This window comes from Aeromonas sp. 6P, assembly GCF_051919525.1.
GTDB lineage: Bacteria > Pseudomonadota > Gammaproteobacteria > Enterobacterales > Aeromonadaceae > Aeromonas > Aeromonas veronii.
The window spans coordinates 1,161,594-1,187,947 of the sequence record NZ_JBQBEO010000002.1 but is presented as its reverse complement, the minus strand read 5'-3'; the positions used below and the strand labels follow the sequence as shown (position 1 = coordinate 1,187,947).

Below are 26,354 nucleotides of genomic sequence, written 5' to 3'. Positions count from 1 at the left end.
GCCCTTATGAATCGTCTTGTATGTATTTCTCATCCGCTGCTGCTCGCGCTGCCATTGCTGCTAGGTGGCTGCGCTGCCGCCATCGATCACTATTCGGGGCGCTTTCGCGAGACCCTGACACAGGGACAACCCCGAGAACATATCCGTGCCGAGTTGGGCGAACCGCAGCCTTGTACACAAGGCCAATATCTGGATACGCCGCAGGTCAAAGGGTGCGATCGCTTTACCGTGCTCGGCAAGATCCACAAGCGCGCTGACGGCAATGGTCAGGCCACGGCAAGCGCCGTGGGGAGCTGATCCTGATACCGATGACAGTAGCTGGGGTCGCGGCGGACTATACCCAGCGCCACACCATTACCGTCTATTACGGTCGGGACGATCACTACCTGTTTCACACCCTGCAGAACGCCAAGGGGCAGGAGGTAAGACAATAAGCCCCCATCCCAAACGCGCTCACTGACCACTCAGCCGTGACCGGCGCAGTGGTTGGTTGAGCCTCTATTGCCTTCCCTATAGCCATCTCCTGCCCCTCCCCTTGCTTACTGCTTTATCAGAAGTCATCAGCCTGTCATCTGGCCGACATCCCGCGGTCATTTTCAAGTCATAGAGTTTTTCACTTATTTTTCATATGGATAGATAAGGAACATCATGACTTTCCCGCGCTCTTCTTATGTGGCTTTGGCCGTCTCGCTGGTCTTGCTTGGCGGCTGCCAGTCAGAGAACGAATCGTCTACCGACAGCCAGGGCAAAACCGCCTATCAATACAGCACCAAAGCGGTCTACAGCCCGCAGCAGCAGGCGGAGAGCTACGAGCCAGCGCCTCAGGGGTTCAGCCCGGTCTTTACCGAGATGGTGGCGCGCCACGGCTCGCGCTCCCTCTCCAGCCCGAAATATGACGTACTGACCAAGCTGGTATGGGAAGAGGCGCAGCGTCAGGGGGCGCTTACCACCCTCGGGCAGGGGCTGGGAGGCAAGGTCGATCTGGTGACGGCCGCCAACCAGAAACTGGGCTATGGCCTGCTCTCGGCGCTGGGCAAGGAGGAGCACGCCAATCTCGCCACCCGGCTGGCGGCGCGGCTGCCGACCCTGCTCAACAGCAGCGAACCCCACTGCATCAAGGTGGTCACCTCGGGCAAGGACAGGGCCAACGAAAGCGCCTTCTACTTTATGGAGAGCCTCAAACGCGACGTGAGCTATGTCAGCGACTCGGCGCAGTGCTACCTCACGCAGGATGACCCCTCGAAAATCGACAAAAAGCTGGTCAACAAGTTCGAGCTTTACTTCCACAAGACCACGCCCGAGGGGGATTACGCCCGCTTCCTGCCCGCCTATGAGAGCTACCAGCGCTTTATCGGCGACGAAGATGCCGGAATCGCCCCGGCCCCCGAGCTGGCCAGGGCGCTGGATCAGCTTAAAAACCTGAGCAAAACCAAAGAGATGGCCCGCAGCATGCTGGAGCGTATCTACAGCAAGGGCTTTGTCGACTATCTGGCGGGCGGCGTCGAGTTTGTCGCCGTCAATCCGGAAGATGGCGGCATGACCTATGTGCGCGACGAAGTGGATGCCGCCCTGATGCTCTACAACCTCTTTATCATCGGCCCCGGCATGATCCGCGAAGCGCAGGCACAGGGCAGCGAACCTTGGGCGCTGGAGCAGTTCCTCACCCCGGAAGAGTCTGCCTGGTTCTCCTACCTCTCCGATGCGGAAGATTTCTACGAGAAGGGGCCGAGCTTTGCCAACCAGAGCGCCCCCTACGCCATTGCCCAGCCGCTGCTCGACGGCCTGTTTGGCGAGGTGCAGCGTCAGGTGGTGGAGGGTGAGCAGAGCCGACGGGCCACCCTGCGCTTTGCCCACGCCGAAGCCATTATCCCCCTCGCAGCCCTGATGAAGCTGGAAGGGAGCCGTCAGGGGGCCAGCCCGGATCAGCTGTTCAGCCAGCAGAACAACGAGTGGCGCGGCGGCTGGGTCTCCCCCTATACCGCCAATATTCAGTGGGATATCTATCAGAACGGGCAGCGGCAAGTGCTGGTCAAGATGCTCTATAACGAAAAGGAGATCGCCTTTAAGACGGGCTGCCAACCCTACCAGAGCAGCAGCCACTACTACGACTTCGAGGAGCTCAAGCGCTGCTACGGCTATAACGGCTAACCCTTAGCGCGCCGGTCGCTTGGCACCACTCCCTTTGGCCGTTGGCTTGCCGCCCTGAGCAGCGGGTTTGGCACCCGGCTTGGCAGAGCCGGCGCGGGTTGGCGCGTTGCCCTTATGGGCGGTTTTTCCGACAGGTTTACCCTTACCAGCACTCTTGCCTTCGCCCTGTGCGGCCGGTTTGCCGTTAGCCGCCCCTTTCTGCAGTTGGGAACCCACCGGCTTGCCGCCCGTCGGTTTGTTGCCTGCACCATTGCCACGCTGGTGTTCGCCTCTTTGTTGAGACATTGGGCTATGGCGAGTCAGGGCAGGTTTCAGCCCCTTGCCGCTGGCGGCACGTTCATTGCGTCCTTCCACTGGCACCAGACAGCCTGGGCCGTTGCCAATCAGGTGGCCCTTGCCCATGGCGAGCAGGGCTTCGCGGATCATCGGCCAGCCAGCGGGATCGTGGTAGCGCAGCAGCGCCTTGTGCAGGCGGCGACGGCGCTCGCCTTTGGCGACAAACACATCGCCACCGCTGCGGCTCACCTTGTTTAATGGGTTTTTCTCCGTGTAATAGATTGTCAAAAAGGTGGGTGTCCCAGATTTACCCTAAGGTGGAAAACTGTACGTCATCATTCTACTATTAGATGGCAACAGGAGTTTTTACAAAAAAAACACGTAATTTGAGCCGGAGGTAATAAACATGAAGAAAAACATTATTTTTTTGTTGGCATCATCAATTATCTTACTTGGATGTACCGCTAATGATGGTAAACTTTTGCGTAGTATGATGCCAGAAATAGCAGACACCTTACAAACAACTGGAATAAACACTAATAATGATTCGATGACCCAATCAGGAATGGTATTAGAAGCCATTCACGAAGCTCTCCCTGAAAATACCAGCTCAGAAGACATAAATTCATCAGCGTCTGATCCTGATCCATCAGAACATTCATTGATATTAACAGCCAGTGCAGAAAATACCAGAATAACTTTACCTTCAAGTATTTTACAAAAAGCTAGTTGCAATGGAGATTTATCATTTCTTTCTCCACTGCTACCTAACTATCAGGACAGTAACCTTAATAGTGTAAGAGATATAATATTAAATTCATCCATATCTGATGCTATTCAAGCCGCCAAGTCACAAGGATATACAAAAAGTGAAGCCTTAATCTCACTCGAGCAACAGGCGATTGAACATGATAATACTGCAGCGGAGGCAGCATCAAGCGCAGATAACACACAGGGAGCTGGATCTGCCATCGAAAGAGCAAAAAATGATACTTTGTCATTAAACTTTACATGTGAGGGTGTTTACAATAGCAGTGTTTGTGCATTTATAATGAACAGATGGGGTTCGCTAGGATCTCGAGCAAGTGGAGCTTTGTTTTCAAAATGTTGGTAGAAAAAACGCTATTTTCTAAAAAACTTGCATGTTCCTGAATAACCTTAACTCCAGACGCCGGCTTCAAGCCGGTGCCTTCTTTACACCACTTTAATACGCACTTAATTTATAAATCCTCTTAGATTTTTAGGAAAGAAATTTAAGTATCCATCATCCAGTTATAATGTGACTGATTAGCATAGTAGTTCTTAAAGTTATTATTTAAGCTTGTAAATACTCAAGCAAGCTGATATCCATATTACTATCTGTAAAATTATAAAAAGATGCCCATCTGGTCGTAATGCCAATCAGTTAAGGAGCCATTTACAGTGCCTCCTGATGTGTAAAAATCTGAAGCCTGTTTGTACAGATCTAGTTATCACATGGCATCGGTCTATCTCATCCATGAACTGAGCTGCATTCCGTACCTGTCATCGGGGAGTATTCCGAAGCGGGTGGCAGAGCTGGAGAAGCAAGCGGGGCAGTTTGTGTTGCGGGAACGAAGAGCGCGGAGTTACCCCCATAGTGTGAAGGCATGGCCACTGACGTATGCGGTACAAAAAGCCAATAAAAACAATGTCAGTCAGGCTTGACTGACTGGCATTGCTCCTCCGGTCGCCTTTTTATTTTCTATCGCTTTCCAATCAGGAAATATTACCGAGCCGGTCGCTTGGCACCATTACCTTTAGCCGCAGGCTTGCCGCCTTGAGCAGCGGGTTTGGCACCCGGCTTGGCAGAACCAGCACGGGTCGGCGCCTTGCCCTTACCAGCCGGTTTGCCCTTGCCTGCACTCTTACCGGCATTCTGGCCTGCGCCTTGTCCGGCGGGCTTGCCGTTCCCCAGCTTGAGCTCGGAGCCCAGCAGCTTGCCATTGCCCTTGCCGCTCTTGTTGGCGCTGCTGTTGGCGTGCTGGCCGTTGCTCAGGCCCGCAGCCTTGTTGCCTGCGCCATTGCCGCGCTGATGGGCAATGTTACTGTGGCGAGTCAGGGCCGGTTTCATCCCCTTGCCAGTGGCGGCACGCTCGTTGCGCCCTTCCGCAGGCACCAGACAGCCGGGGCCATTGCCAATCAGGTGGCCCTTGCCCATGGCGAGCAGGGCTTCGCGGATCATCGGCCAGCCAGCGGGGTCGTGGTAGCGCAGCAGCGCCTTGTGCAGGCGGCGACGGCGCTCGCCCTTGGCGACAAACACATCGCCACCGGTGCGGCTCACCTTGTTTAACGGGTTTTTCTCCGTGTAATACATGGTGGTGGCGTTGGCGAGCGGCGACGGATAGAAGTTCTGTACCTGATCGAGCTTGAAGCGGTTCTCTTTGACCCAGAGCGCCAGATTGATCATGTCTTCATCGGTGGTGCCCGGGTGGGCGGAGATAAAGTAGGGGATCAGGTACTGTTGCTTGCCCGCCTCTTTGGAGTATTTGTCGAACAGCTCCTTGAACTGGTAATAGCTGCCCATGCCCGGCTTCATCATCTTGGAGAGCGGCCCCTCCTCGGTGTGTTCTGGCGCGATCTTGAGGTAGCCGCCGACGTGGTACTTGGCCAGCTCCTTGATGTAGCGGGGATCTTCCACCGCGATGTCGTAACGCACGCCGGAGGCGATGAGGATCTTCTTGATCCCCTTGAGGTCGCGCGCCTTGCGATAGAGGTTGATGGTCGGGCTGTGGTCGGTGTCCATGTGCGGGCAGATGGTGGGCCAGACACAGGAGGCGCGACGGCAGGTCTGCTCGGCCTTGGGGCTCTTGCAGCGCAGTTTGTACATGTTGGCGGTGGGGCCGCCGAGATCCGAGATGACGCCGGTAAAGCCCGGCACCTTGTCGCGGATATCTTCGATCTCTTTCAAGATCGACTCTTCCGAGCGGCTCTGGATGATGCGCCCTTCGTGCTCGGTGATAGAGCAGAAAGAGCAGCCGCCAAAGCAGCCGCGCATGATGTTGACCGAGGTCTTGATCATCTCGAACGCCGGGATCTTCTCGTTGCCATAGGCCGGGTGCGGCACCCGCTGGTAGGGCAGGCCGAATACGCCGTCCATCTCCTCGGTTTCCAGCGGGAAGGCGGGCGGGTTGACCCAGACGATGCGATCGCCGTGGGCCTGCGACAGGGCGCGGGCACAGCCGGGGTTGGTCTCGTGGTGCAGAATGCGCGAGGCGTGGGCGTAGAGCACCTTGTCCTCTTTCACGCGCTCGAACGCCGGCAGCTTCACATAGGTTTTTTCCCACGGCTTGGGCTTGGGCGGCTGCACCAGCACAGGCTGGGCCTCCTGCGCGGCAGGGGCCGCGTCAATGGCATCGTCCGAGCAGGGTGCCCCTTCCATATAGGGGTTCATGATGGGATCGATGCGGCCAATCTGGTCGAGCTTGCTCGAATCCACCCCTTTCCAGCCCGGCAGCGGCTCCTTGCGGATGACGGCGGTGCCGCGAATATCCTGCATGGTGTCGATGGTCTCCCCCGCTGCGATGCGGTGGGCCACTTCCACCAGCGGCCGCTCGGCGTTGCCGTAGATGAGGATATCGGCCTTGGCATCGAGCAGGATGGAGCGGCGAATGGTCTCGGACCAGTAGTCGTAGTGGGCGATGCGGCGCAGGGAAGCCTCGATGCCGCCGATGACCACCGGCACCTCTTTGAAGGCTTCTTTACAGCGCTGGGTATAGACCAGAGTCGCGCGATCCGGCCGCTTGCCGCCCACATCCCCCGGGGTGTAGGCGTCGTCGTGGCGCAGCTTTTTGTCGGAGGTGTAGCGGTTGATCATGGAGTCCATGTTGCCCGCGGTGACCCCGAAGAAGAGGTTCGGTTTGCCCAGACGCATAAAGTCATCCTTCGATGACCAGTCCGGCTGGGCGATGATGCCGACCCGAAAGCCCTGCGCCTCCAGCATGCGGCCGATCACCGCCATGCCGAAGCTCGGGTGATCCACGTAGGCATCCCCCGTCACCAGAATGACATCGCAGCTGTCCCAACCGAGCTTGTCCATCTCTTTGCTGGACATGGGCAGGAAGGGCGCCGTGCCGTAGCACTCGGCCCAATAGCGGGGATAGGAGAAAAGGTTGGGTACCGGCTGCATTTTGAACACCTGGAAAAATTCGGGTCGCGCATTATACCGGTTGCGGCCAAGGGGAGCGATGGCTTTTTGTCCCTATAGATCCCGCGGAATAGGCCGCCGCCCGCAATAGCAAGGGCGCCCGCAGGCGCCCTTGTGATGATGAGGCTGATTTACTGGCCTCCGTCAGGATTGAGGTCAGAGCGCCGGAGGGTGCGACTCCCCTGCCCCCTTGGCGGCCAGCGCTTCGTCTACCTGCTGATCCCGCGCCCCTGTCATGCCAGCGTGACGGGCGATCAGATGGTAGATGGCGGGCACCACCAGCAGGGTAACCAGGGTCGCCAGCGACAGCCCGAAGAAGACCACAGTCCCCACCGCCATCCGGCTCTCGTAGCCAGCCCCCATGGAGAGCATCAGCGGCACAGCGCCGATAATGGCGGTCAGCGAGGTCATCAGGATGGGGCGCAAGCGGCGCACCGAGCCTTTGATTATCGCCTCCTCGAACCCTTCGCCGCGCTGGCGCAGCTGGTTGATGAACTCGACGATGAGGATGCCGTTTTTGGTCACCATGCCAATCAGCATGATCATGCCGATCTGGCTGTAGATGCTCATCTCCTGCCCCGTCAGCCAAAGGCCAAGCAGGCCGCCGAAGATGCCGAGTGGCACCGTCACCATCACCACCGCCGGGGTCAGGGTGCTCTCGAACTGGGCCACCAGCACCAGATAGACCACCAGCAGGGCGAGGCCAAAGACCAGCACCATCTCCCCCTGATTGTCGCGGTAATCCTTGGAATCACCGGCGTAATCCACCGTCATGCCGGTGGGCAGGTTGGCGTTGGCCCAGCCATCGAGGAAATCGAGGGCCTCACCCAGGGTGTGGTCGGGGTGCACGTCGGCAGTCAGGGTAATCGCTTTTTGCCGCTGGTAGTGGTTGAGGCGGTTGGCGGTCGCCACCTGCTTGACGGTGGCCAGAGTCGAGAGACTGACCATCTCGCCATTGGCCGCCTTCAGGTAGATGCGACCGAGATCCGAGATGCCGTTGAACTCGGTCTGGTTGCCGCGCAGGTAGACGTCATACTCCTCGCCCCTGTCCACATAGGTGGTCTTGCTCGCCCCGCCCAGCAGGGTCTGCAAGCTGTTGGCCACGGTGGAGACCGGAATGCCGAGCTGGCTGGCGCTGTCGCGATTGATGGTCACCTGCAGCTCGGGGGTCTTCTCGGCGTAGTCGAGATCCGGGCTCAGCATCAGGCCGCTGCCCTGCGCTGCCTGTTGCAGCGCCAACCCTTGCTGGTAGAGCTCGGCATAGTCGTTACCCTGCAGCACGAACTGCACCGGCGCGGTGGAGCCACCCCGGAAGCCGGGCTGGAAGGTGCGGATCATCACATCGGGAATGCCGGATAGCTTGGCACCCAGCGAGCGGGAGAACTCGGTGGCGGTGACGTCGCGCTCCGCCCAGTCGGTGAGCTGGATAATCACCATACCGGTCTGATCGCCGCCACGACCAAAGGCAGGGGTACTGAAGCTCAGCGCCTGCACTACCCCTTTGCCCAGCATCGGCATGATGGCGGACTCCACCTGCTGCATGTTGCGCTTCATCCGCTCGATGCTGGTCCCCTCTGCCCCCTTGACGAAGACATAGATGACGCCGCGATCCTCGGTCGGGGTAAGGCTGGTCGGCAGTTGGGTAAAGAGGGCACCGATACCGCCCAGACAGAGCAGCAGCACCAGCGGCGTCCAGCGGGAGCGACGCAGCACCCATGCCAGCAGGTGGCGATAGTGCCCCTCCAGCCAGCCGAGCCCGCGATCGAGCCCGGCTGTCAGCCGGTTCGGTTTATCCAGCGGGCGCATCAACCAGGAGCCCATGGCCGGGGTTAGAGTCAGCGCCACCAGCGAGGAGCAGAGCACCGCCAAGGAGAGCAATATCGCAAACTCGGTAAAGAGCCGCCCCACCATGCCATCCATAAAGGCGATGGGGACAAACACCATCACCAGCACGGCGGTGGTAGCGATGACCGCAAAGCCCACCTCGCGGGTGCCGTGCCAGGCGGCCAGCAGGGGCGGTTCACCCCGCTGCAGATGGTGGTGGATGTTCTCCACCACCACGATGGCATCATCCACCACCAGGCCGATGGCGAGAATAAGGGCCAGCAGGGTGATGAGGTTGATGGAAAAGCCGAAATACCAGGCGCCGATAAAGGCGGAGATGAGCGATACCGGCACCGTAATGGCCGGAATGAGCGTGGTGCGCCCCTGGCCGAGGAACAGATAGAGCACCGCCACCACCAGCACGGCGCAGATGGCCAGGGTCTCGTACACCTCGTCGATGGCCTGCTTGATAAAGATGGTGGAGTCGTAATCCACCTCGAGCTTGGCCCCCTCCGGCAGGAAGCGCTGCATCTCACCGAGTTTCTTCTCGATCCCCTGTGCCACTGCCAGCGGGTTGGCGGTGGACTGGGCGACGATGCCGATACCCAGACTCTCTTTGCCGTTGCGCTGATAGGCGCTGTCTTCGTTCTTAGCTCCCACCTCCACGTCGGCGATATCGGCCAGATAGACGCTCTGACCGTTGGCGGCTGTGGTGACTTGCAGCTGCTGGAAATCTTCCGCTGTGTGGTAGAGACGGGCGATCTGCACCGCCATGGTCATGGAGTTGTTGCGGATCTCGCCACCCGGCAGCTCGATATTCTCCCGCTTGAGGGCCTCTTCCACATCGCTCACCGTGATACCACGGGCGGCCATGTCGGCCGGGCGCAGCCGCACATACATCACCTGGGTGAGATCGCCGGAGAGCGCCACTTCGCTCACGCCGTCCACCAGACTCAGGGGGTCGACCAGCACCCGGTTGGCGTAGTCGGTCATGGCGGTGCGATCCATCTGGCTGCTGCTGAAGTTGAGCCAGATCGCCACATCGCCGTTGCCGCTGTCCTTGGTCACCAGCGGCTCGTCCACATCATCGGGCAGCCGTGGCCGCGCGCGGGATAGGGCATCGCGCACATCGGAGATCCCCTCCACCATGTTCCAGCCGAGCTTGAACTCGACGGTGATCATCGAGCGCCCCTTGCGGGTCATGGAGTTGATGTTCTTGATGCCGCTGATGCCGGATAGCTGATCCTCGATGGGCTTGGTGACCTGACTCTCCATCACCGAGGGGGCGGCCCCCTCATAGGTAGTGGTGATGGAGACCGACGGGATCTGCACATCGGGCATCTCCCGCACCGTCAATTTGCTGAAGGCGACCAGACCAAACACGGTGAGCAGGGCGCTGAGCACCACCGCCACCAGCGGGCGGCGTACTGAGATATCGGAGAGCCACATCAGCCGTTCACCTCGGCCAGATCACGCACCTGCACCCCATCACGCAGATTGACCAGCCCCTCGACCACGATGCGATCGCCGACCTTCAGCCCCTCGGTGACCCAGACGGTCTCCCCTTCGGTCTCGCCGAGCACCACAGGCACCCGCTTGACCCGGCCATCGGCCTCGAGACGGTAAACAAAGCGCTGCTCACCAGCGTACTCCACCGACTGGGCGGGGATCAGGGTAAGCTGCTGGGCGGGCAGCGCCAGCTCCACATTGAGCAGCATGCCCGGACGCAACTGACCGTTGCCATTGGGGATCATCACCCGCGCCTTGATGTTCTGGGTATCGTTGGAAATGCGGCTGTCGAGGGTGGTCAGGGTGCCGCTGAATTGCTGATCCGGCCAGGCAGTACTGGTGGCGGTGACCGCCATGCCCGGTCGCAGCAGGGAGAGGTAACGCTCCGGCACCGCCAGATCGAGGCGCAATTTGTCCAGTTCATCGAGGTGCAGCAGGGTATCGCCACTATTGACCAGCGCCCCTTCGCTCAAATCAATCAGGCTCACGGTACCGGCAAACGGCGCCTGCAAGTTACGCAGGGAGAGCTCGTAGCGGGCGGCATCGAGGCGTGCCTGCACCTGGGCCACGGTGGCCTCCTGCCCCTCCAGCTCGGATTGGGTCACGGCGCCACGGGCCACCAGCTTGCGCATATCACTCAGCTTGCGGTTCTCGTCGCGCAGACTGGCGCTCTGCTCGGCCAGCTCAGCCTGCTGTTTGCCCGCATCCAGCGCGATCAGGGTCTCCCCCTTCGCCACACTCTGGCCAGATTGCACCGCAATCTTGACGATGCGACCGGTCACTTCGGGGCTGATGATGACGGAACGATTGGCCGCCAGCTTGCCCACCAGCTTGAGGGTCGGCTCGGCCAGACTTTGCTTGACGGTTTGAGTGCGGATATTGACCTGTCTCGTCGGTGCTTTGGCGGCGGGTTCGCTGTGACGCAGCGCCCAGACGCCGGCAACCACGATTAGAAGAAGGCCCAAGCCGAGCCAGATACGCATTTTCATCGAACAGTCCATGAAGAGTGAGAGGGTAAATCCAGATTGGGGCCATTTTAGCCCCAGACTATGCCGTGACTATGTATAAATGTGACAAAACGTAACAAGAGCGGGATAAGCTCACTCTGTTTCAGGTCGCGCCGTTTGTTTTCACGCCACATCGCATACACTAACGACAATTTCCTTCGCAACCCGACTGACTGCCTATGCCCAAAATGTCTGACCACCGCTTTCTCACACGCCTGACCTGGCTCCTGTTCGCCGTGGTCATCCTGCTGATTGGTCTGACCTTGCGGCAAAGCCTGAAACAGATAGAACGCCTCTACCAGAGCGATACCCTCAACAGCGCCATCTACCTGCGGGATCGGTTCAAACAGACCGAAGTGTTTCTGGAGGCGATGCGCGGTCAGGCCGAAGAGCGACTGCGCAGCGACCCCCAGTCGGTGCTCACCCGCCAGCTCTATCGCCATATCGAGGCGCTGCCAGAGGGGCTGGCCCTCGACAAACTCCCCGGCGATTTACCGGCCGGACTGGCGGGCAACCTCACCGGTGACGGCCCGCTGCCGCCCCCCGGCAGTGCGCGGGAGGCGCAACTTCATTTGGCCCTGAGCCTCTCCCCCTTGCTGGCCACCGCCAGTCAGCGCCTGGGCAGCGAGATCGCCTGGGCCTACTTCACTGGCGTGGACAACTTTATCTACCTCTATCCCTGGATCCCCTCCAGCCAGTTTCGCTTTGCCCGCAGCATCTATGACAAGCACTACTGGCAGGATGCGCTGATGTCACCCAACCCCCGCCGGGACACCATTCTCTCCCGCCCCTACGAAGATTTTGCCGGACTGGGCACCATGGTCACCATGTCCCAGCCTCTCTACAAGGACGGCTCGCTGGTAGGGATGATCAGCATGGACATCCTGCTCTCACGCTTGCAATCGCAGCTCAATCAGCTGGCGCCGGCGCTGGGTGAGTATCTGCTGCTCAATCAGTACCATCAGGTGCTGGCCAGCAGCGCACTCCAGCCCGTAGTGCCGCAAGACCCCGAGCCGACCGACGAATACCAGTGGCAACAAGGGGCATTGCAGCTGACCATGGCAATCCCAGATACCCCGTTGCGACTGGTGCACAACGTCACCCTGCTGCCGCTGGTGTGGGCCATGCTCTGCCAGTCCACGCCGACCCTGCTCGCCATCCTCTTTATGCTGCTGGCCGCCCTCTCCAACCTGAGGTCCCATCGCCTCAACCAGCGGCTCAATTATCTCTCCTGCCACGATGCCCTCACCGGCGCCTTCAACCGCCACTATCTGGTGCTGCTGGAACAGGCGGGCGATCTGGCCCGGCTGCAAGCGGGGATCCTGATGTTCGATGCGGATCACTTCAAACGGGTCAATGACAACTTCGGCCATGCCGTCGGCGATATCGTGCTGATCCGGCTGGTGCAGCTCTGCCAGCAGCAGATTAGGCCCACTGATCGCCTGATCCGCTGGGGGGGCGAAGAGTTTCTGCTGCTGATTGGCCGCGCTGATGCAACGCAGCTCGGCGAGCTGGCGGAGCGGCTGAGAAAGGCGGTGGCGGATCACGACTGGGCCGCCATCGAGCCCGGGCTGGAGGTCACCATCAGCCTCGGCTATCTGCCCCACCAGGAGAACCTTCCCCTGCACGAAGCGGTGCGCCGCGCCGATGTGGCGCTCTATCAGGCCAAGGCCAACGGTCGCAACCGCAGCGAAAGATGGCAGGGTGACGCCTCCTGACTCTCGGAGTAAGCTGAGCCCTCAACCCCTTTTTTGGAGGACTGTCGTGCCACGTAAACCCCGCGTAGGGCTCGCTCTCGGGAGCGGCGCCGCCAGAGGATGGGCCCATATCGGCGTCATCCGCGCCCTTGAACGTCTCGGCATCAAACCGGATTTGATCGCTGGCTGCTCCATCGGCAGCTTTGTCGGTGCCGCCTATGCCGCCGGAGAACTGGATCGACTGGAAACCTGGGTGCGCGGCTTTACCCGCCTGCAGGTGGTCAGCCTGCTCGACCCGGCCCTCTCCGGCGGTCTGTTTCGCGGCGAAAAGGTATTTGGCCTTGCCGCCAGCCATCTGGGGGACCCCGATCTCGAGAATCTGCCCATCCCCTTCGCCTGCATCGCCACCGAACTCGATACCGGCCGCGAGATCTGGCTGCAACAGGGCCCGCTGCGCCAGTCGGTGCGCGCCTCCTGCGGCATGCCGGGGATCCTCACCCCGACCCGGATCAACGACCGCTGGCTGGTCGATGGCGCCGTGGTCAATCCGGTGCCCATCTCGCTGGCCCGCGCCATGGGGGCCGAGGTGGTGATTGCGGTCAACCTCAACACCGATATGCACCAACCCTGGACCGATCAGCCGGATCAACCCGGCAGCGGCGGCCTGCTCAGCCAGTGGCTCAATCGCGGTGAGTCCGCGCCAGCTACCCCAGGTCTGTGGAGCGTGATGAGTGGCTCCATCAACATCATGCAGGAGCGGATCACCCGCGCCCGGATGGCCGGTGACCCGCCGGAGATCCAGCTCTGCCCGCGCCTTGGCAGCTTCTCCATCATGGATTTTCATCGCGCCAGCGATGCCATCAACGAGGGGGAAGCCTGTGTCGAGCGCAACCTCGATCAGCTCAAGGATGAACTGGGCCGCCTCGGGTTGCTGGGCAGTTAGTTGTCGACATGCTGTGGTTTACACATGAAAAAAGCGCCATTCGGCGCTTTTTTTTCAACTCACTTACCCGGTCACTCCTTACGGTAGAAGAGCAACCCGAGCAGAATCACCCCCACAGAGACCAGCAGATAGAGTCCCAGACTGGGATTGGTGATACCGCCATACAGAATGATGAGCGCGCCCAGGGTGGCGCAGGTCGGGATCACAAACCGCTTTATCCAGCCCAACTCGGTAAAGGTGCGCATGTACCAGACATAGAGGAACAGATAGAGGCCATAAATCAGCACGATCGGCATCTCGTCCAGAGCGATGTAACGACCGAATGTCTCGTTGATGCTGCAGTACCACAACACTGAGTAGATCACCGACAACAAGGCTGCTGCGAGGGCCGAGTTGATTGGCATGTGGTGATGCGGTTCGATACGGCTCATCCACTTGGGGGCAGGACCCTGATTGCGGATCGCCAGCGAGTAGGGAATGCGCATGGTCGCCAACACCAGACCATTGAGGGTGCCGAGGCAGGAGATAATCACGAACACGGTCAAAATGGTCGAGGCAGTCCCGCCAAACAGGCTGGTTGTCGCGAGATTTACCGCGTTATCCCCTTGCGCCACTATCTCGTCCGTCGGCAAGACGCTGGCGATCCCCAGAAAATAGGTGACATAGACCACAAAGACTATCAGGGTGCCAATCACCAGCGCTCTGGGCAGATTCTTCTTGGAATCGCGAATTTCGCTGTTGATGGTCACGGCGGCGATCCACCCCTCATAAGCGAAGGCGGTGGCAACCACGGCCGTGGCCAGCGTGCCTCCGGAGCTTCCTATCCCATCCATTGCCTGCACAAAGTTGGTCACGGTGACACCATTGAGCAAGCCTGAAATGGTGCCCACAATGGCAACCAGGATCAGCGGGATCAACTTGATCAGGGTAGAACCCACTTGCAGCTTGCCCGCCAGGACCGGGGTGTAGAAGTTGATCAGATAGGTGACCGTCATATAGACAGCCGCCAGTATCCAGGTCGCACCAGAGTTGGTCGGATTATCACTACCGAGCAAGATCATGGTGTACAGAGCAGCGACCCAGGCAAGGATGGCGGAAAGAGGGGCGTAATAGAGTACGCCTTTAAACCACCCCACCAGATAACCAAACATTTTGCCGTATGCCGCTTCGGCATAATCGACGATACCGTTGGACTTTTCGATCCGCTGGGCAAACTCGGCAAACACCAGCGCGCCGAAGATCATCGAAAATGCCCCCAGCGCCCATGCCAGCAGCGCAATGGCCAGATTACCGCCAGTCAGACGCAGTACATCATCGGCCTTGAAGAAGACACCGGAGCCGATCACCACGCCGACCACCATCGCAATGGCAGTCATCAGGCCATAGCGTTTATCCAACTCATTACTGCTCATACCCATACTCCATACGATTGCTCATATCATCCTGAATGTAATAGTGTTCAGGTGGCCAGATACCACCAGGGGCCCACTTTTCGGGGCCGCTTATTCTCGTTGGCCTGCATGGATAATTCAAAGCGTGTTAGATCAAAATATCGATCGGCAACCCAAAAAAAATACCGCCCGAAGGCGGCATTTCTATTCACATCGATGATCACGCCTTGGCGAGGTCATCCGGGCCAATCTGGCCGATTTCGGCGACTTTCTTGTCTGCCAGCAGCCAGAGGGTGAACTTGTGCAGATCCGGGTGGTGCGCCAGGGCAACCAGGAAGGCGCCCCCAACTTCACGGTAACCCAGCTCGTAGTTTTTCAGCGTGGTGGGAGGAACACCCAGCAAATCTGCAAACTTCGGACGGCTCAAACCGACCGCTTCACGGATCTGACGGATCTTCTTGCCAACAGTGACGATATTTGAATTCATAATGTTCCATACTCCGTTTGGTGGATTTACTCCGCCTTTTATTTTTCGCGACGACTCGTAGTCAAGTGTATCAGTTTTGTTCGGACTCGTTATGGTCGAGCCTCTATCTTATGAGCGCCTTTCGGCGACAACCCTTGCCTTCAAGGGGGGATGGTAATCGCTCAGCCGCCTCAGGTAAACAGTCTCGAAAAGAAACCTTTATTGTGGCCCCCCCAATAACTCGTATAATCCGCCGGATACCCATTAAGAGGAATAAGTATGGCGTTTCCCGGCATTATCTCTCGCCTGCACCCCGTATCCAGCACAGAAGAACTGGCACAACAGCGCCTGCAAGGTGAACAATATCGCGCCGAAGCATTCTGGCTTCCGGCCTTGATGTCCAGCCACGCCAGCGAACTGCTGGCCGCCCTGCCGGAGAGCTGCAGCCTGTTTCTTGAACAGGCGTGCCCGGACCTGGCCTTGCGCAGCCATGACGGCACCCTGCATAACAATGAGCAGCTCGTCACGGTAAACGGTCAGGCAATTGCTCTGGCAACCACCCCGGGTGATGGTGGTCTGGTGCCCGAATCGGGCATGTGCGAGATGGCCGACTGGCTGGAGGCGGGACATCGCCACTTCATCAGTTCAGCTGCGGTTCAGCCTGTGGCTCGCGCCATCCTCAACATCTGGCCCCTTGACCCCTATCTGGCCCGACATTTCTTGATGACATTTACCCCCCTGCTGCAGAGCGCAACCCAGGCTGATTACCTCTCGGTCTTTGCCGCCAGAGCGAATCCTGCCAGCCCGCTTAGCGACTGGGTTCAGGCTTATATGAAGCTGGAGAAGAAACTGCACAGGGCCTATCTGGATCACTAATTAATCAAAATAAACAGCCAGTTAAGAGCACGACACAATTTGCCACAAGGCTCATTTGTGAGCTTGATCATGTTTTAAAATCGGCATAGAGTGCGCCTCGTCATCGGAATGACATCAGTTGCCTGGCAGTGGTTTCTCACGCATTGCGTGCCATGCCAGCGCACTCGACACACCAGGAGAGTGTGCAACCCGGTTATACCGGGTCATCTGCCAGACTCGACGCCAGCCGTACGGCGGAGCCTGCAGCTTACATAAATTACAAAGTGTGAAGCACGTGAATAACGTGCGATCTCAACGAGGATTTTTTTATGATGAAAATGGCTCCTTCCATGATCGCCATCGCCATGGCTGCTCTGGGTGCTACCGCTGCTCACGCCGCTGACGACATCTACTTCGGTGCCGGTGTCGGTGCTGCTCACTTCAACGGTCTGAACAAGATCGATGGCGGCGGTTACGCTGGTACTGAAGATGCAGCTGCCGCCAACGCCTTCGTTGGTTACAACTTCACCGAAAACTTCGGTACCGAATTCGGTTACCAGTATGCCGGTCGTGGCAACACCGAAGGTCTGCGTTACGAAAACCAGGGTGCCACCCTGTCCGGTATCGCCCGTATGCCGGTTGGCAACGACTTCTCCCTGTTCGCTGAAGGCGGCGCCTACTGGGCTCACACCGACGGTCTGGGCATCAGCGACACTAAAGTTTCCCCGCTGGCCGGTGCTGGTGTGACTTACAAAGTAAGTGACGCGCTGGATCTGCAAGCTCGCTACCGCTACATGTGGGACGTGGCTGACCTGAACGTTGACGGCACCCATTACAAGTCCAACCAGAGCGTTGCTACTCTGGAAGCGGTATACCACCCGTTCCGTACTTCCTACGTAGCTCCGGTAGCTGCTCCGGTTGTTGAAGAAGCGCCGGCCCCTGCTCCGCAAGTGGTAGAGAAGAACTTCGCCCTGAACTCAGACGTGCTGTTTGCCTTCGGCAAAGACACCCTGAAGCCGGAAGGCGTTGCAGCCCTGAACGGTCTGTATCAGCAAATCGTTGAGTTCCAGCCGAAAGATGGCAACGCTGTTGTTGTTGGTTACACCGACCGTATCGGTTCCGACGCTTACAACCAGAAGCTGTCTGAAGCCCGTGCCCGTACCGTTGCCAACTTCCTGGTGAGCAAAGGTATGGCTGCCAGCAAAGTTGCCATCGAAGGTCGTGGCGAAGCCAACCCGGTTACCGGCACCAAGTGCAACGGCGTAACTGCTAAAGCTCAGCTGATCTCCTGCCTGGCTCCGGATCGTCGCGTAGAAGTTCGCGTATCTGGCGTACAAGAAGTTCAGCAATAATCTGACCTCGTTCAGATAGTGCGAAAAAAAGGGATGCTGCGGCATCCCTTTTTGTTTGTCTCGTTCTCGCTTGCATCCCTCACTCCCGCCTCCCTGCCCTTGCCTGCCCCGTCTCGAAAGCATAAAGTAGTTGCGCCTGTAAGGTATTGGATAAGCACTAAAAAGCGCTTCTTGTCCGGTCTGTTGTCCATGACGCCAATGCATCATGAGAGTCCAAAGCCTTCGCTATCCACTTTGCTGGCGATTTTTCGCAGCAATAAAAACAAGTGCATTGCCCGACATGGGCTAACACAACGAGGATAAACCGATGAAACTCAAAATGGCTCCTACCCTGATTGCACTGGCGCTCGCCGCCGCAGGCACCACAGCTCAGGCTGCCGATGACTGGTACACCGGTGTTGGTGCAGGTTGGGCTTATGCTCACAACCTTGACGATGTACAAGGTCTGGATACAGACAAAGACGCCACCGCGCTGAGCCTGTTCGGCGGTTACAACTTCAACGACTACTACGCAGCTGAGCTGGGCTACCTCTACGCCGGTAAAGCGGGCGTTGACGGTGCAGATTTCAAAACCCAGGGAGCCACCCTCTCCGGTATCGCCCGCCTGCCACTGGGCGACATCTTCTCGGTGTTTGCTGAAGGTGGTGCCTACTTCAATCACGTCAACGGTAATGGCAACAGCGACAACGGCACTGCGCCGCTGGCGGGTCTGGGTCTGACTGCCAAGCTCTCCGACCTTATCGATGTGCAGGCACGCTACCGCTATCTTTGGAATCTGGGTGACGAGCAGAAAACCTGGGAGAGCGACATGAGCGTCGCGACCCTGGAGCTGGTGATGCACCCGAACCGCACCTCTTATGTTGCCCCGGTTGCCGCCCCTGCGCCTGAGCCGGTTCCCGAGCCGGTACTGGTCGACAAGAACTTCGCCCTGAGCTCTGACGTACTGTTTGCCTTTGGCAAATCCACCCTCAAGCCAGAAGGTGTCGCAGCGCTGAACACCCTGTATCAGCAGATCGTTGATGTTCAGCCGAAAGATGGCAGCGCCGTGGTCGTCGGTTACACCGACCGTATCGGTTCTGATGCCTACAACCTGAAACTCTCCGAAGCGCGTGCCCGTACCGTAGCCGACTTCCTGGTTGGCAAAGGTCTGCCGGCTGGCAAAGTTGCCATCGAAGGTCGCGGTGAAGCCAATCCGGTCACCGGTACCCAGTGCAACAGCGTCAAGGGCAAGGCTCAGCTGATCTCCTGCCTAGCGCCGGATCGCCGTGTAGAAGTTCGCGTCACCGGCGTGCAGCAAGTGACCCAGTAATCACGTCTGACAACACCAAGGGGATGAAACTGCATCCCCTCCGGATGCAAAAAGGGATGCCGAGGCATCCCTTTGTTTTTACGGTGATTTAGCGCTGAGCTGTATCAGAAGGAAGTGCGGCGGTAGCGGCGATATTCCGGATGCCAGAAGTTGGCGTCGATGGCCTGATCGATCACCTCGTCCGGGGTCTGCACCGCCTTGCCCTGCAGCATGGCGGTCTTGGCCACCATCTTGGCGATGTAGCGGGAGACCCGATGGATATCCGCCAGATCCGGCAGCAGAGATCCCTCCTCCCCTTTCACCAGCGGCGAACACTCCGCCAGCGCGCGGCTGGCCGACATCAACATGGCGTCGGTCACCCGGGTGGCGCCGGAGGCGATGACGCCAAGGCCGATCCCCGGGAAGATGAAGGAGTTGTTGCACTGGGCGATGACGTAGCGCTTGCCCTTGTGCTCCACCGGTGCAAACGGACTGCCGGTGGCCACCAGCGCCTGACCGTCGGTCCAGCGGATGAGGTCTGCCGGCGTCGCCTCGACCCGTGAGGTAGGGTTGGAGAGCGGGAAGATGATGGGACGGGCACAGTGCTTGTGCATGGTCTTGACCACCTCTTCGGTGAACAGCCCCGGCTGACCGGATACCCCGATCAGGATATCCGGGCGACCGTGCTCCATCACCTCCAGCAGGGAGATATTGTCCCCCACCGGCCAGTCGGCGATGCGCTCCACCGGTTGGGAGAGACGGCGCTGGAAGTCGAGCTGGTTGGGGATCTTGTCGGTGATAAGACCGAAGCGGTCCACCATAAATACCCGGCTGCGCGCCTGGGCATCGGTCAGCCCTTCGGCCTTCATCTGCGCCACGATCTGCTCGGCGATACCGCAACCGGCGCTGCCCGCCCCGAGGAAGGCAACCCGCTTCTCGGAGAGCTTGGCGCCGGAGGCCTTGCAGGCGGCGATGAGGCTGCCCAGGGTCACCGCTGCAGTGCCCTGAATATCGTCGTTGAAGCAGCAGAGCTCGTTCTTGTAGCGGTTGAGCAGCGGCATAGCGTTGTTCTGGGCGAAATCCTCAAACTGCAGCAGGATATCGGGCCAGCGGCGCTTGACCGCCTGAATGAAGGCATCGACAAACTCGGCGTACTCATCCCCCGAGATACGCGGATTGCGCCACCCCATATAGAAGGGGTCATTCAGCAGTTGCTGGTTGTTGGTGCCGACATCCAGCACCACCGGCAGGCAGTAGGCGGGCGAGATACCGCCACAGGCGGTGTAGAGGGAGAGCTTGCCGATGGGAATGCCCATGCCGCCGATACCCTGGTCACCCAGACCCAGGATCCGCTCGCCATCGGTCACCACGATCACCTTGACGTTCTGCTTGGTGGCGTTTTGCAGCATGTCATCGATCCTGTCCTTGTCCGGATAGGAGATAAACAGGCCACGGGCGCGGCGATAGATGTTGGAAAACTCTTCGCACGCCTTACCGACGGTCGGGGTGTAGATGATGGGCAGCATCTCGGTCAGGTGGTTGTGCAGCAGACGGTAGAAGAGCGTCTCGTTGGTATCCTGGATGTTGCGCAGGTAGATGTGCTTGTCCATGTCGTTGCCAAACGCCATGAACTGGCGATAGGCGCGCTCGGCCTGCTCTTCGATGGTCTCGATATTCTGGGGCAACAGACCTTCGAGGTTGAAGTTGCTGCGCTCTTCGCTGGTGAAGGCGCTGCCCTTGTTGAGCAAAGGGGTCTCCAGCAGGGCGGGACCGGCGTAGGGAATGTAGAGAGGACGTTTCTGGTTATTATCTTCAAACATGGATCTTGGTACCTAAACGGTTAGCTAGACGCAGGGACCCGCCGATCCTAGGGGCTTGTCTCATTAATTTCAAAGAGTTTGCACATCCGTTGCAAAAGGTTTGCGACCCAGTCGACGAAAGGCGCCGGGGGTCTGACCAGTCAGACGACGAAAGCGGTTGGCAAAGTTGGCGCCATCGCTGTAACCGACCCGGGCCGCCAGCTCGCCAAGTGGCCAGTTGGTATAGAGCAGCAGCTGGCGCGCCTTGTTCATTCTGAGCTCGGTCACTCTCGCCATCGGCCCCACACCGAACGCTTGCTGACAGAGGCGGTGCAGATGGGGAACGGAGCAAGCCATCTGTCGGGCCAGCAGGGCGACACTCCAGGGTTCGTCCAGGCGCGCCTCCACCCGGCGAAACAGTGCCTGCAATCTGAGTTCAGGGGTGCCGCGCACCTCCCCTTGCAGGGTGCGCTCCAGCAGCGCCAGCAACAGGCTGAGCAGTTGAGGTTGCAGCGAAGAGCGAACCCCCTCCCCCTGCATCAGGCTGAGCAGATGGTAGAGCTGATCGCCGCCATCCCCTTGCCAGATACGGTGGCCAAGGCGGTGCAGATGCTGCCAGCGCGGCACGTCATCGAGCAAAATCCAGCTGATCTGCCAGCTTTCGCCAATCAGCTTGAGCCCACCGGGCACGGCGGCCGGCAGGAAAATCAGCGATCCGGCCGGAATGGCTTGCTCCCCCTCGTCGGTGAGCAGCGCGCCCCCCTCATCGTGACTCACCATCAGAATGTGAAACTCGGGGCGATTGCGGCGGATGAGGTAGTGATCCCGCACCCGGGAGAGGCCGGTCAGGAAGATCCCCGCCTCGCCGAGCAGGGGCAGCCCTTCACGTCCCAGCATCTGCTCTTCACAGGCTGGCGCTATCTCCAGACACTCGCTGGCAAATGGCATAACACCTCAACAGGATAGTTTTACACAAGAAAATCGAGAGCTACTCACAGTGAGAAGAGCCTCGTCAGCCCCTATCATACCCCTGACAAACCTTGCTTTTCTCATACCCGGTTAACAACTATGAATTATTGGCAAGCGATTTTAAAACAAACCACCGATCGCGAGTTCATGACCCGATTGTGGCGGCTGGCCCTGCCTGTCTCGCTGCAATCCATGATGTTCTCCCTGCTCGGACTCATCGATATCATGATGGTGAGCCAGCTTGGCACCACGGCTGTGGCGGCGGTCGGCTTGGGTAACCGGGTCTTCTTCTTCAATCTGCTGGTGATAGCGGGCCTCGCGGGCGGGGTCTCGGTATTGGCAGCACAATACTTCGGGCGCGGGGAGATGGCCGGGGTGCGCCGCTCCCTGGCGCTGGCCATAGTGGGCGCCCTGCTGGTCACCCTGCCCTTTGCCTTCATCTATGTGTTATCACCGGGCAGCGTGCTGGGTTTTGCCAGTCAGGATCCGGCGCTGCGGGCACTGGCGGATCAATTCTTGATGATCACCGGCGCCACCATCCTCTGTACCGCTATCGTAGTGCCGCTGGAATCAGCCCTGCGCTCGGTCGGCAATGCCGCCGCGCCGACCCGCATCGGCATTATCGCTATCATCGCCAACGTCATCCTCAACTACGCCCTTATCTTCGGTCACTTCGGCTTCGAGGCGATGGGGGTGGCCGGCTCGGCCTGGGGCACCACCATTTCCCGGCTGCTGCAGACAGCCCTGCTGCTGCTCTACGTAAAGCGTTATGAGGCGCGCCTGATCCCGCGCGCACCAGACTGGCTGGCCGCCTTCAAGCGCAAGGAGGTGGTGCGCTTTACCCTGATCGCCCTGCCGCTGCTGTTCCATGACGGCCTCTGGGCCTTCGGCATGCTGATTTACGGCTTTCTCTACGCCCATCTTGGCACCGATTCGCTGGCCATCATGACCACCCTCGGCACCCTGGAGAGCATCCTGATCTCCCTCTTCTTCGGACTGGCGGTGGCCTGCTCCACCCTGCTCGGCCACCGGCTCGGGGCCGAGGAGTACGAGGTCGCCTGGCAGCACTCCCAGCTGTTCCTGCTGCTGGCACCGATTGGCGCGCTACTGGTGGGGATCATCGTCTGGCTGCTGCAAGCCAACCTGCTGCAGTGGGTCGGCAACCTGCCCCCCGAGCTGATAACGGAAGCGGGTCAGGTGCTCGGCATCATGTGCCTCGGGATGCTGCTCAAGGTGTTCAACATGGTGGGGATCATCGGGGTGCTGCGCTCTGGCGGCGATGTGAACTACAGCATCTTTATCGACATCGTCGGCATGTGGTGCATCGGCATCCCGCTCGCCTGGGTGGCTGTCACGCTGCTCGGCTGGCCCCTCTCCTGGGTGGTGGCGGTGGTCTTGCTGGAGGAGCTCAGCAAGGTGTTGCTGGTGCAGCGCCGTATTCGCCAACGCTGCTGGTTGAAGAATCTGGTGATCGGATAAACAGCCACAAATCGGGGTCATATCAATGACAGAAAAACCCTGTTTGCAGTATGCTTGGCGCCTCTTCAATCAGAGGCAGGGATCCACGGTTTCCCTGTCCAGTAGTCGTTTAAGGAGACGAGCATGCAACCACAGAAAGAGCTGATCACCGAGACGGCCCTGCTTGAGATGGCCAACAAGATCATCAAGGAGCATGAAGACTTCATCCACGGTATGCGCGCCGATTCGGTGGAGCAGAAGGGGGATATTCTGGTGTTCAAGGGGGAGTATTTCCTGGCCGAAGACGGCACCCCGACCGGCAAGACCATGGCGGTCTTCAACATGTTCAAGCTGCTGGCTCAGCAGCTCTCCGGCAAGTACAAGCTGGCCTGATCTCGCCAGCTCATTGCCAACAGGATGCCGCCCTCAGGCGGCATCTGTTTTTGCGCGGTTTTGCCCCTCGACCACCACGCAGTTGCGTCCCGCCATCTTGGCCTGATAGAGACACTCGTCGGCACGGTTGATCAGAATATCGATGGTGTCATCGGAACGAGCCATGGCAATCCCGATACTTACCGTCACCTCCAGCAATTCGTCCGAAGTGGGGCTCTTCACCAGCCGCGCCTCGACGGCAATGCGCAGCCGCTCGGCCATTTTGCTCGCCAGTGCCGGATCGGCGCAGTTGTGCATCAGGATGGCAAACTCTTCGCCGCCATAGCGCCCCAGCACCATATCAGGCTCAAGCTGCTCCCCCAGGGTGGTCGCCACCTCCTTGAGCACCGCATCCCCCGCCAGATGGCCGTAGATATCGTTGATCCGCTTGAAGCGATCGAGATCCAGCAGCATCACCGCAAAGGGCTTCTTCTTGAGTTGCAGCCGGATTCTGGCCTGCTCCAGCTGCTTCATCAGCAAGCGGCGGTTCATCATGCCGGTCAGCTCATCGGTGGTCGATTCCCGATATAGCCGCAGCAGCATGTTGAGCTGGCCGCACTGCACCCAGCAGCTGGCCATGGTAAACATGCCGAGCACCCACACCTGATTCAGGGTGGCCTGACTCCAGATGCTCTGGCCCACCAGCAGCCAGTGGCCCAGCAGCATGGTCACCAGCACCACGCCTGCCAGTTGCAAGCCGAGGGAGAGGGGAATGGGGAAGATGGCAAACAGGGTTATCAGCAGATAGGGAAAGGCAGCATAGCCCGCCTGTAACTCCTGTCCGGCGCCAAAGCTGTTCAGGCAGAAGAGGGAAAAGAGCATCATCACGGCCATCAGGTAGCCAAGGGCCAGCTTCATCCGTTCCCGCTTGAAGTGGATGAGGTACGAGAGCGGAATAAGTGGCGAGAGCGCCAGGGTGCAAAAGATCCTGGCCTGGAATAGCTGCTCGAAATGAACGGCGGGCAAGGTCAACCAATCCACCACGGCCCAGGCGGGCAATCCGAGCATCAGCAAGCAGGTCAGCAGGCGCAAACGCACCGTCATAAACCCCATGCGTGTACGAGTAAAGTCTTCGGAGTGAACCCTCGCACTCCAGAACTCTGACAACTTGAGCATCCAGAGTCTCCACGATGAATACTGAGGGCTCATTCTACACCTACAAAGTGGTAAAAATGTCATTAGCGGGGAGAATAAAAAGGAGAGGTTGATCACACAAACCGACAGATGATAATCGCAGTGCGCAAACGTTTCAACCCATCAAAAAATAAACCTTTTTTTGCATAATTAGCGCTGGTCAGCCTCATTTCAATCACTACAATAGCGCCCAATTTTCTCCCCCTCCCCACACAATTCGAGGTACTTATGGAACAGGCTGCTGTCACACGCGCCAATCGAGAGGCACATCCACCCAGGCGAGCCCATAGCGAACTGGTCTATGGCATAGAGGATGTCCCGCCTCTGCCCCAGACGCTGTTCGCCGCCCTGCAGCATATGCTCGCCATGTTTGTCGCCATCATTACCCCGCCCCTGATTATCGCCAATGCCCTCGGCCTCCCTGCCGCCGACACCCGTTATATCGTCTCCATGTCGCTGGTCATGTCCGGCATCGCCTCCTTCATTCAAACCCGCCGCTTCGGCCCCATCGGTTCCGGCCTGCTCTCGGTGCAAGGTACCAGCTTCAACTTCCTCGGCCCCATCATCGCCTCCGGTCTCGCCCTCAAACAGGCGGCCATGCCCACCGAGGATCTGTTGGGCACATTGTTTGGCACCATGATGGTTGCTGCACTCACTATCGTGGTGATGAGCCGCTTCCTCCATCTGGTGAAACGGATCATCACCCCACTGGTCACCGGCATAGTGGTGCTGCTGATCGGCCTGACCCTGATCAAAGTGGGCCTGATCAGCATGGGCGGCGGCTATGCAGCCCTCTCTGATGGCAGCTTCGCCAGTCACACCAACCTCTTCCTCTCCCTGCTGGTGCTCGGCCTTATCGTGTTGCTGCAACGCAGTCGCAACCCCTGGTTGCGCCTCTCCGCCATCATGATCGCCATGCTGGCGGGCTATGCCGTGGCCCTGCTGTTGGGCAAAGTGAGCGCCCCCACCTTCGATGGCCCCCTGGTGATGGTGCCCATTCCGCTTCACTACGGTCTCGGCTTTGACTGGCAGCTGTTCGTGCCGCTCGCCATCATCTTCGTGGTCACGGCGCTCGAAGCGATCGGCGACATGACCGCCACCTCGGATATATCTGGCGAGCCACTGGAAGGGCCTGTCTATATGGAGCGGATCAAAGGCGGCGTGCTGGCTGATGGTGCCAACTCCATGCTGGCGGCAGTGTTCTCCACCTTCCCCATGTCAACCTTCGCCCAGAATAACGGCGTCATTCAGCTGACCGGCGTCGCCAGCCGTCACGTCGGTCTCTTTATCGCCGCCATGCTGGCCCTGCTCGGCCTGTTCCCGGCGGTCGCCAGCCTGGTACAGCAGATCCCCGAGCCCGTACTGGGGGGCGCCACTATCGTGATGTTCGGCACCATCGCTGCCGCTGGCGTGCGCATCATTGCCCGCGAGGAGCTGGATCGCCGCGCCCTGATGATCCTGGCGGTGTCGCTGGCCATGGGGCTGGGGGTCGCACAGGTGCCGGAAGTGCTGCAACACCTGCCGGAGCTGGCCAAGAGTGTGCTCTCCTACGGCGTCGCCACCGGTGGCATCACCGCCATCGTGCTCAACCTGCTGCTGCCCAAGCGCGAAGCGCGCCACTCCTGAGACATCGTCCACCGA

At 59.2% G+C, this 26,354-nt stretch carries 18 protein-coding genes and 3 pseudogenes; 12 read left to right on the top strand and 9 right to left on the bottom strand.

Translation table 11 applies throughout. The features are described from left to right. Positions 1-6 precede the first annotated feature (6 nt). A pseudogene (locus tag ACTG2J_RS05745) lies at positions 7-434 on the top strand (hypothetical protein). Between the two features lie 214 nt (positions 435-648). Beyond that, on the top strand, positions 649-2,148 hold the full coding sequence (locus ACTG2J_RS05740) for a histidine-type phosphatase (RefSeq protein WP_439988903.1): 1,500 nt from the start codon (positions 649-651) through the stop codon (positions 2,146-2,148). A 3-nt stretch (positions 2,149-2,151) separates the two neighbouring features. Here ACTG2J_RS05740 and ACTG2J_RS05735 read toward each other — a convergent pair. Further along, positions 2,152-2,709, bottom strand: a pseudogene (locus ACTG2J_RS05735) (DUF3362 domain-containing protein); the annotation flags it as partial. A gap of 121 nt (positions 2,710-2,830) precedes the next feature. Here ACTG2J_RS05735 and ACTG2J_RS05730 point away from each other — a divergent pair. Continuing rightward, positions 2,831-3,538 (top strand): hypothetical protein, encoded by a 708-nt coding sequence (locus ACTG2J_RS05730; RefSeq protein WP_439988904.1) that lies wholly within the window; start codon positions 2,831-2,833, stop codon positions 3,536-3,538. Positions 3,539-3,891: 353 nt separating this feature from the next. Continuing rightward, positions 3,892-4,110, top strand: a pseudogene (locus ACTG2J_RS05725) (IS4 family transposase); the annotation flags it as partial. 61 nt (positions 4,111-4,171) lie between these two features. On the opposite strand, the gene ACTG2J_RS05720 reads toward ACTG2J_RS05725, so the two are convergent. From ACTG2J_RS05720 to ACTG2J_RS05710, 3 genes are all read right to left on the bottom strand, one after another. Further along, on the bottom strand, positions 4,172-6,571 hold the full coding sequence (locus ACTG2J_RS05720) for a YgiQ family radical SAM protein (protein ID WP_439997272.1): 2,400 nt from the start codon (positions 6,569-6,571) through the stop codon (positions 4,172-4,174). A gap of 174 nt (positions 6,572-6,745) precedes the next feature. After that, positions 6,746-9,862, bottom strand: coding sequence for an efflux RND transporter permease subunit (locus ACTG2J_RS05715; protein WP_421289256.1), 3,117 nt, complete (start codon positions 9,860-9,862; stop codon positions 6,746-6,748). Then, positions 9,862-10,911 (bottom strand): efflux RND transporter periplasmic adaptor subunit, encoded by a 1,050-nt coding sequence (locus ACTG2J_RS05710; RefSeq protein WP_439997271.1) that lies wholly within the window; start codon positions 10,909-10,911, stop codon positions 9,862-9,864. Before ACTG2J_RS05710 ends, ACTG2J_RS05715 begins: the two co-directional genes overlap by 1 nt. A 197-nt stretch (positions 10,912-11,108) precedes the next feature. On the opposite strand from ACTG2J_RS05710, the gene ACTG2J_RS05705 reads away from it, so the two are divergent. Both ACTG2J_RS05705 and ACTG2J_RS05700 read left to right on the top strand, forming a co-directional pair. Continuing rightward, positions 11,109-12,647, top strand: a complete 1,539-nt coding sequence (locus ACTG2J_RS05705) for a sensor domain-containing diguanylate cyclase (protein WP_439997270.1) — start codon at positions 11,109-11,111, stop codon at positions 12,645-12,647. A gap of 46 nt (positions 12,648-12,693) precedes the next feature. Then, complete coding sequence (locus ACTG2J_RS05700; protein WP_439997269.1) at positions 12,694-13,569, top strand: patatin-like phospholipase family protein; 876 nt, start codon at positions 12,694-12,696, stop codon at positions 13,567-13,569. Between the two features lie 71 nt (positions 13,570-13,640). Here the strand turns inward: ACTG2J_RS05700 and ACTG2J_RS05695 are convergent, their stop codons facing one another. Both ACTG2J_RS05695 and ACTG2J_RS05690 read right to left on the bottom strand, forming a co-directional pair. Then, the gene (locus ACTG2J_RS05695) at positions 13,641-14,981 is read right to left on the bottom strand and encodes an APC family permease (protein WP_421302068.1); all 1,341 of its coding nucleotides are present in this window, start codon (positions 14,979-14,981) and stop codon (positions 13,641-13,643) included. Between the two features lie 199 nt (positions 14,982-15,180). Next, positions 15,181-15,447: a helix-turn-helix domain-containing protein gene (locus ACTG2J_RS05690; protein WP_005338367.1), complete on the bottom strand. Its 267-nt coding sequence runs from the start codon at positions 15,445-15,447 to the stop codon at positions 15,181-15,183. 258 nt (positions 15,448-15,705) lie between these two features. On the opposite strand from ACTG2J_RS05690, the gene ACTG2J_RS05685 reads away from it, so the two are divergent. From ACTG2J_RS05685 to ompA, 3 genes are all read left to right on the top strand, one after another. Further along, on the top strand, positions 15,706-16,302 hold the full coding sequence (locus ACTG2J_RS05685; protein ID WP_411240555.1) for a hypothetical protein: 597 nt from the start codon (positions 15,706-15,708) through the stop codon (positions 16,300-16,302). 308 nt (positions 16,303-16,610) lie between these two features. Further along, positions 16,611-17,633: a porin OmpA gene (locus ACTG2J_RS05680; protein ID WP_041202285.1), complete on the top strand. Its 1,023-nt coding sequence runs from the start codon at positions 16,611-16,613 to the stop codon at positions 17,631-17,633. Positions 17,634-17,940: 307 nt separating this feature from the next. Then, positions 17,941-18,942 (top strand): porin OmpA, encoded by a 1,002-nt coding sequence (ompA, locus tag ACTG2J_RS05675; protein ID WP_113738922.1) that lies wholly within the window; start codon positions 17,941-17,943, stop codon positions 18,940-18,942. A gap of 104 nt (positions 18,943-19,046) precedes the next feature. Here the strand turns inward: ompA and ACTG2J_RS05670 are convergent, their stop codons facing one another. Together ACTG2J_RS05670 and ACTG2J_RS05665 are read right to left on the bottom strand one after the other, a co-directional pair. Continuing rightward, positions 19,047-20,741: an NAD-dependent malic enzyme gene (locus ACTG2J_RS05670; RefSeq protein ID WP_157161190.1), complete on the bottom strand. Its 1,695-nt coding sequence runs from the start codon at positions 20,739-20,741 to the stop codon at positions 19,047-19,049. A gap of 69 nt (positions 20,742-20,810) precedes the next feature. Further along, positions 20,811-21,668 (bottom strand): helix-turn-helix transcriptional regulator, encoded by an 858-nt coding sequence (locus ACTG2J_RS05665; RefSeq protein ID WP_279497931.1) that lies wholly within the window; start codon positions 21,666-21,668, stop codon positions 20,811-20,813. A 120-nt stretch (positions 21,669-21,788) separates the two neighbouring features. On the opposite strand from ACTG2J_RS05665, the gene ACTG2J_RS05660 reads away from it, so the two are divergent. Next, positions 21,789-23,168: an MATE family efflux transporter gene (locus ACTG2J_RS05660; protein ID WP_279497930.1), complete on the top strand. Its 1,380-nt coding sequence runs from the start codon at positions 21,789-21,791 to the stop codon at positions 23,166-23,168. A gap of 123 nt (positions 23,169-23,291) precedes the next feature. Further along, entirely contained in the window at positions 23,292-23,540 is a 249-nt protein-coding gene (locus ACTG2J_RS05655; RefSeq protein ID WP_005338382.1) for a YciN family protein, read from the top strand. A 33-nt stretch (positions 23,541-23,573) separates the two neighbouring features. Here the strand turns inward: ACTG2J_RS05655 and ACTG2J_RS05650 are convergent, their stop codons facing one another. Beyond that, positions 23,574-24,695 (bottom strand): GGDEF domain-containing protein, encoded by a 1,122-nt coding sequence (locus tag ACTG2J_RS05650; protein ID WP_005349944.1) that lies wholly within the window; start codon positions 24,693-24,695, stop codon positions 23,574-23,576. 246 nt (positions 24,696-24,941) lie between these two features. On the opposite strand from ACTG2J_RS05650, the gene ACTG2J_RS05645 reads away from it, so the two are divergent. Further along, positions 24,942-26,339 carry a nucleobase:cation symporter-2 family protein gene (locus ACTG2J_RS05645; RefSeq protein WP_040066712.1) on the top strand — a complete coding sequence of 466 codons (1,398 nt, stop codon included), beginning with the start codon at positions 24,942-24,944 and terminating at the stop codon, positions 26,337-26,339. The last annotated feature ends 15 nt before the right edge of the window (positions 26,340-26,354 follow it).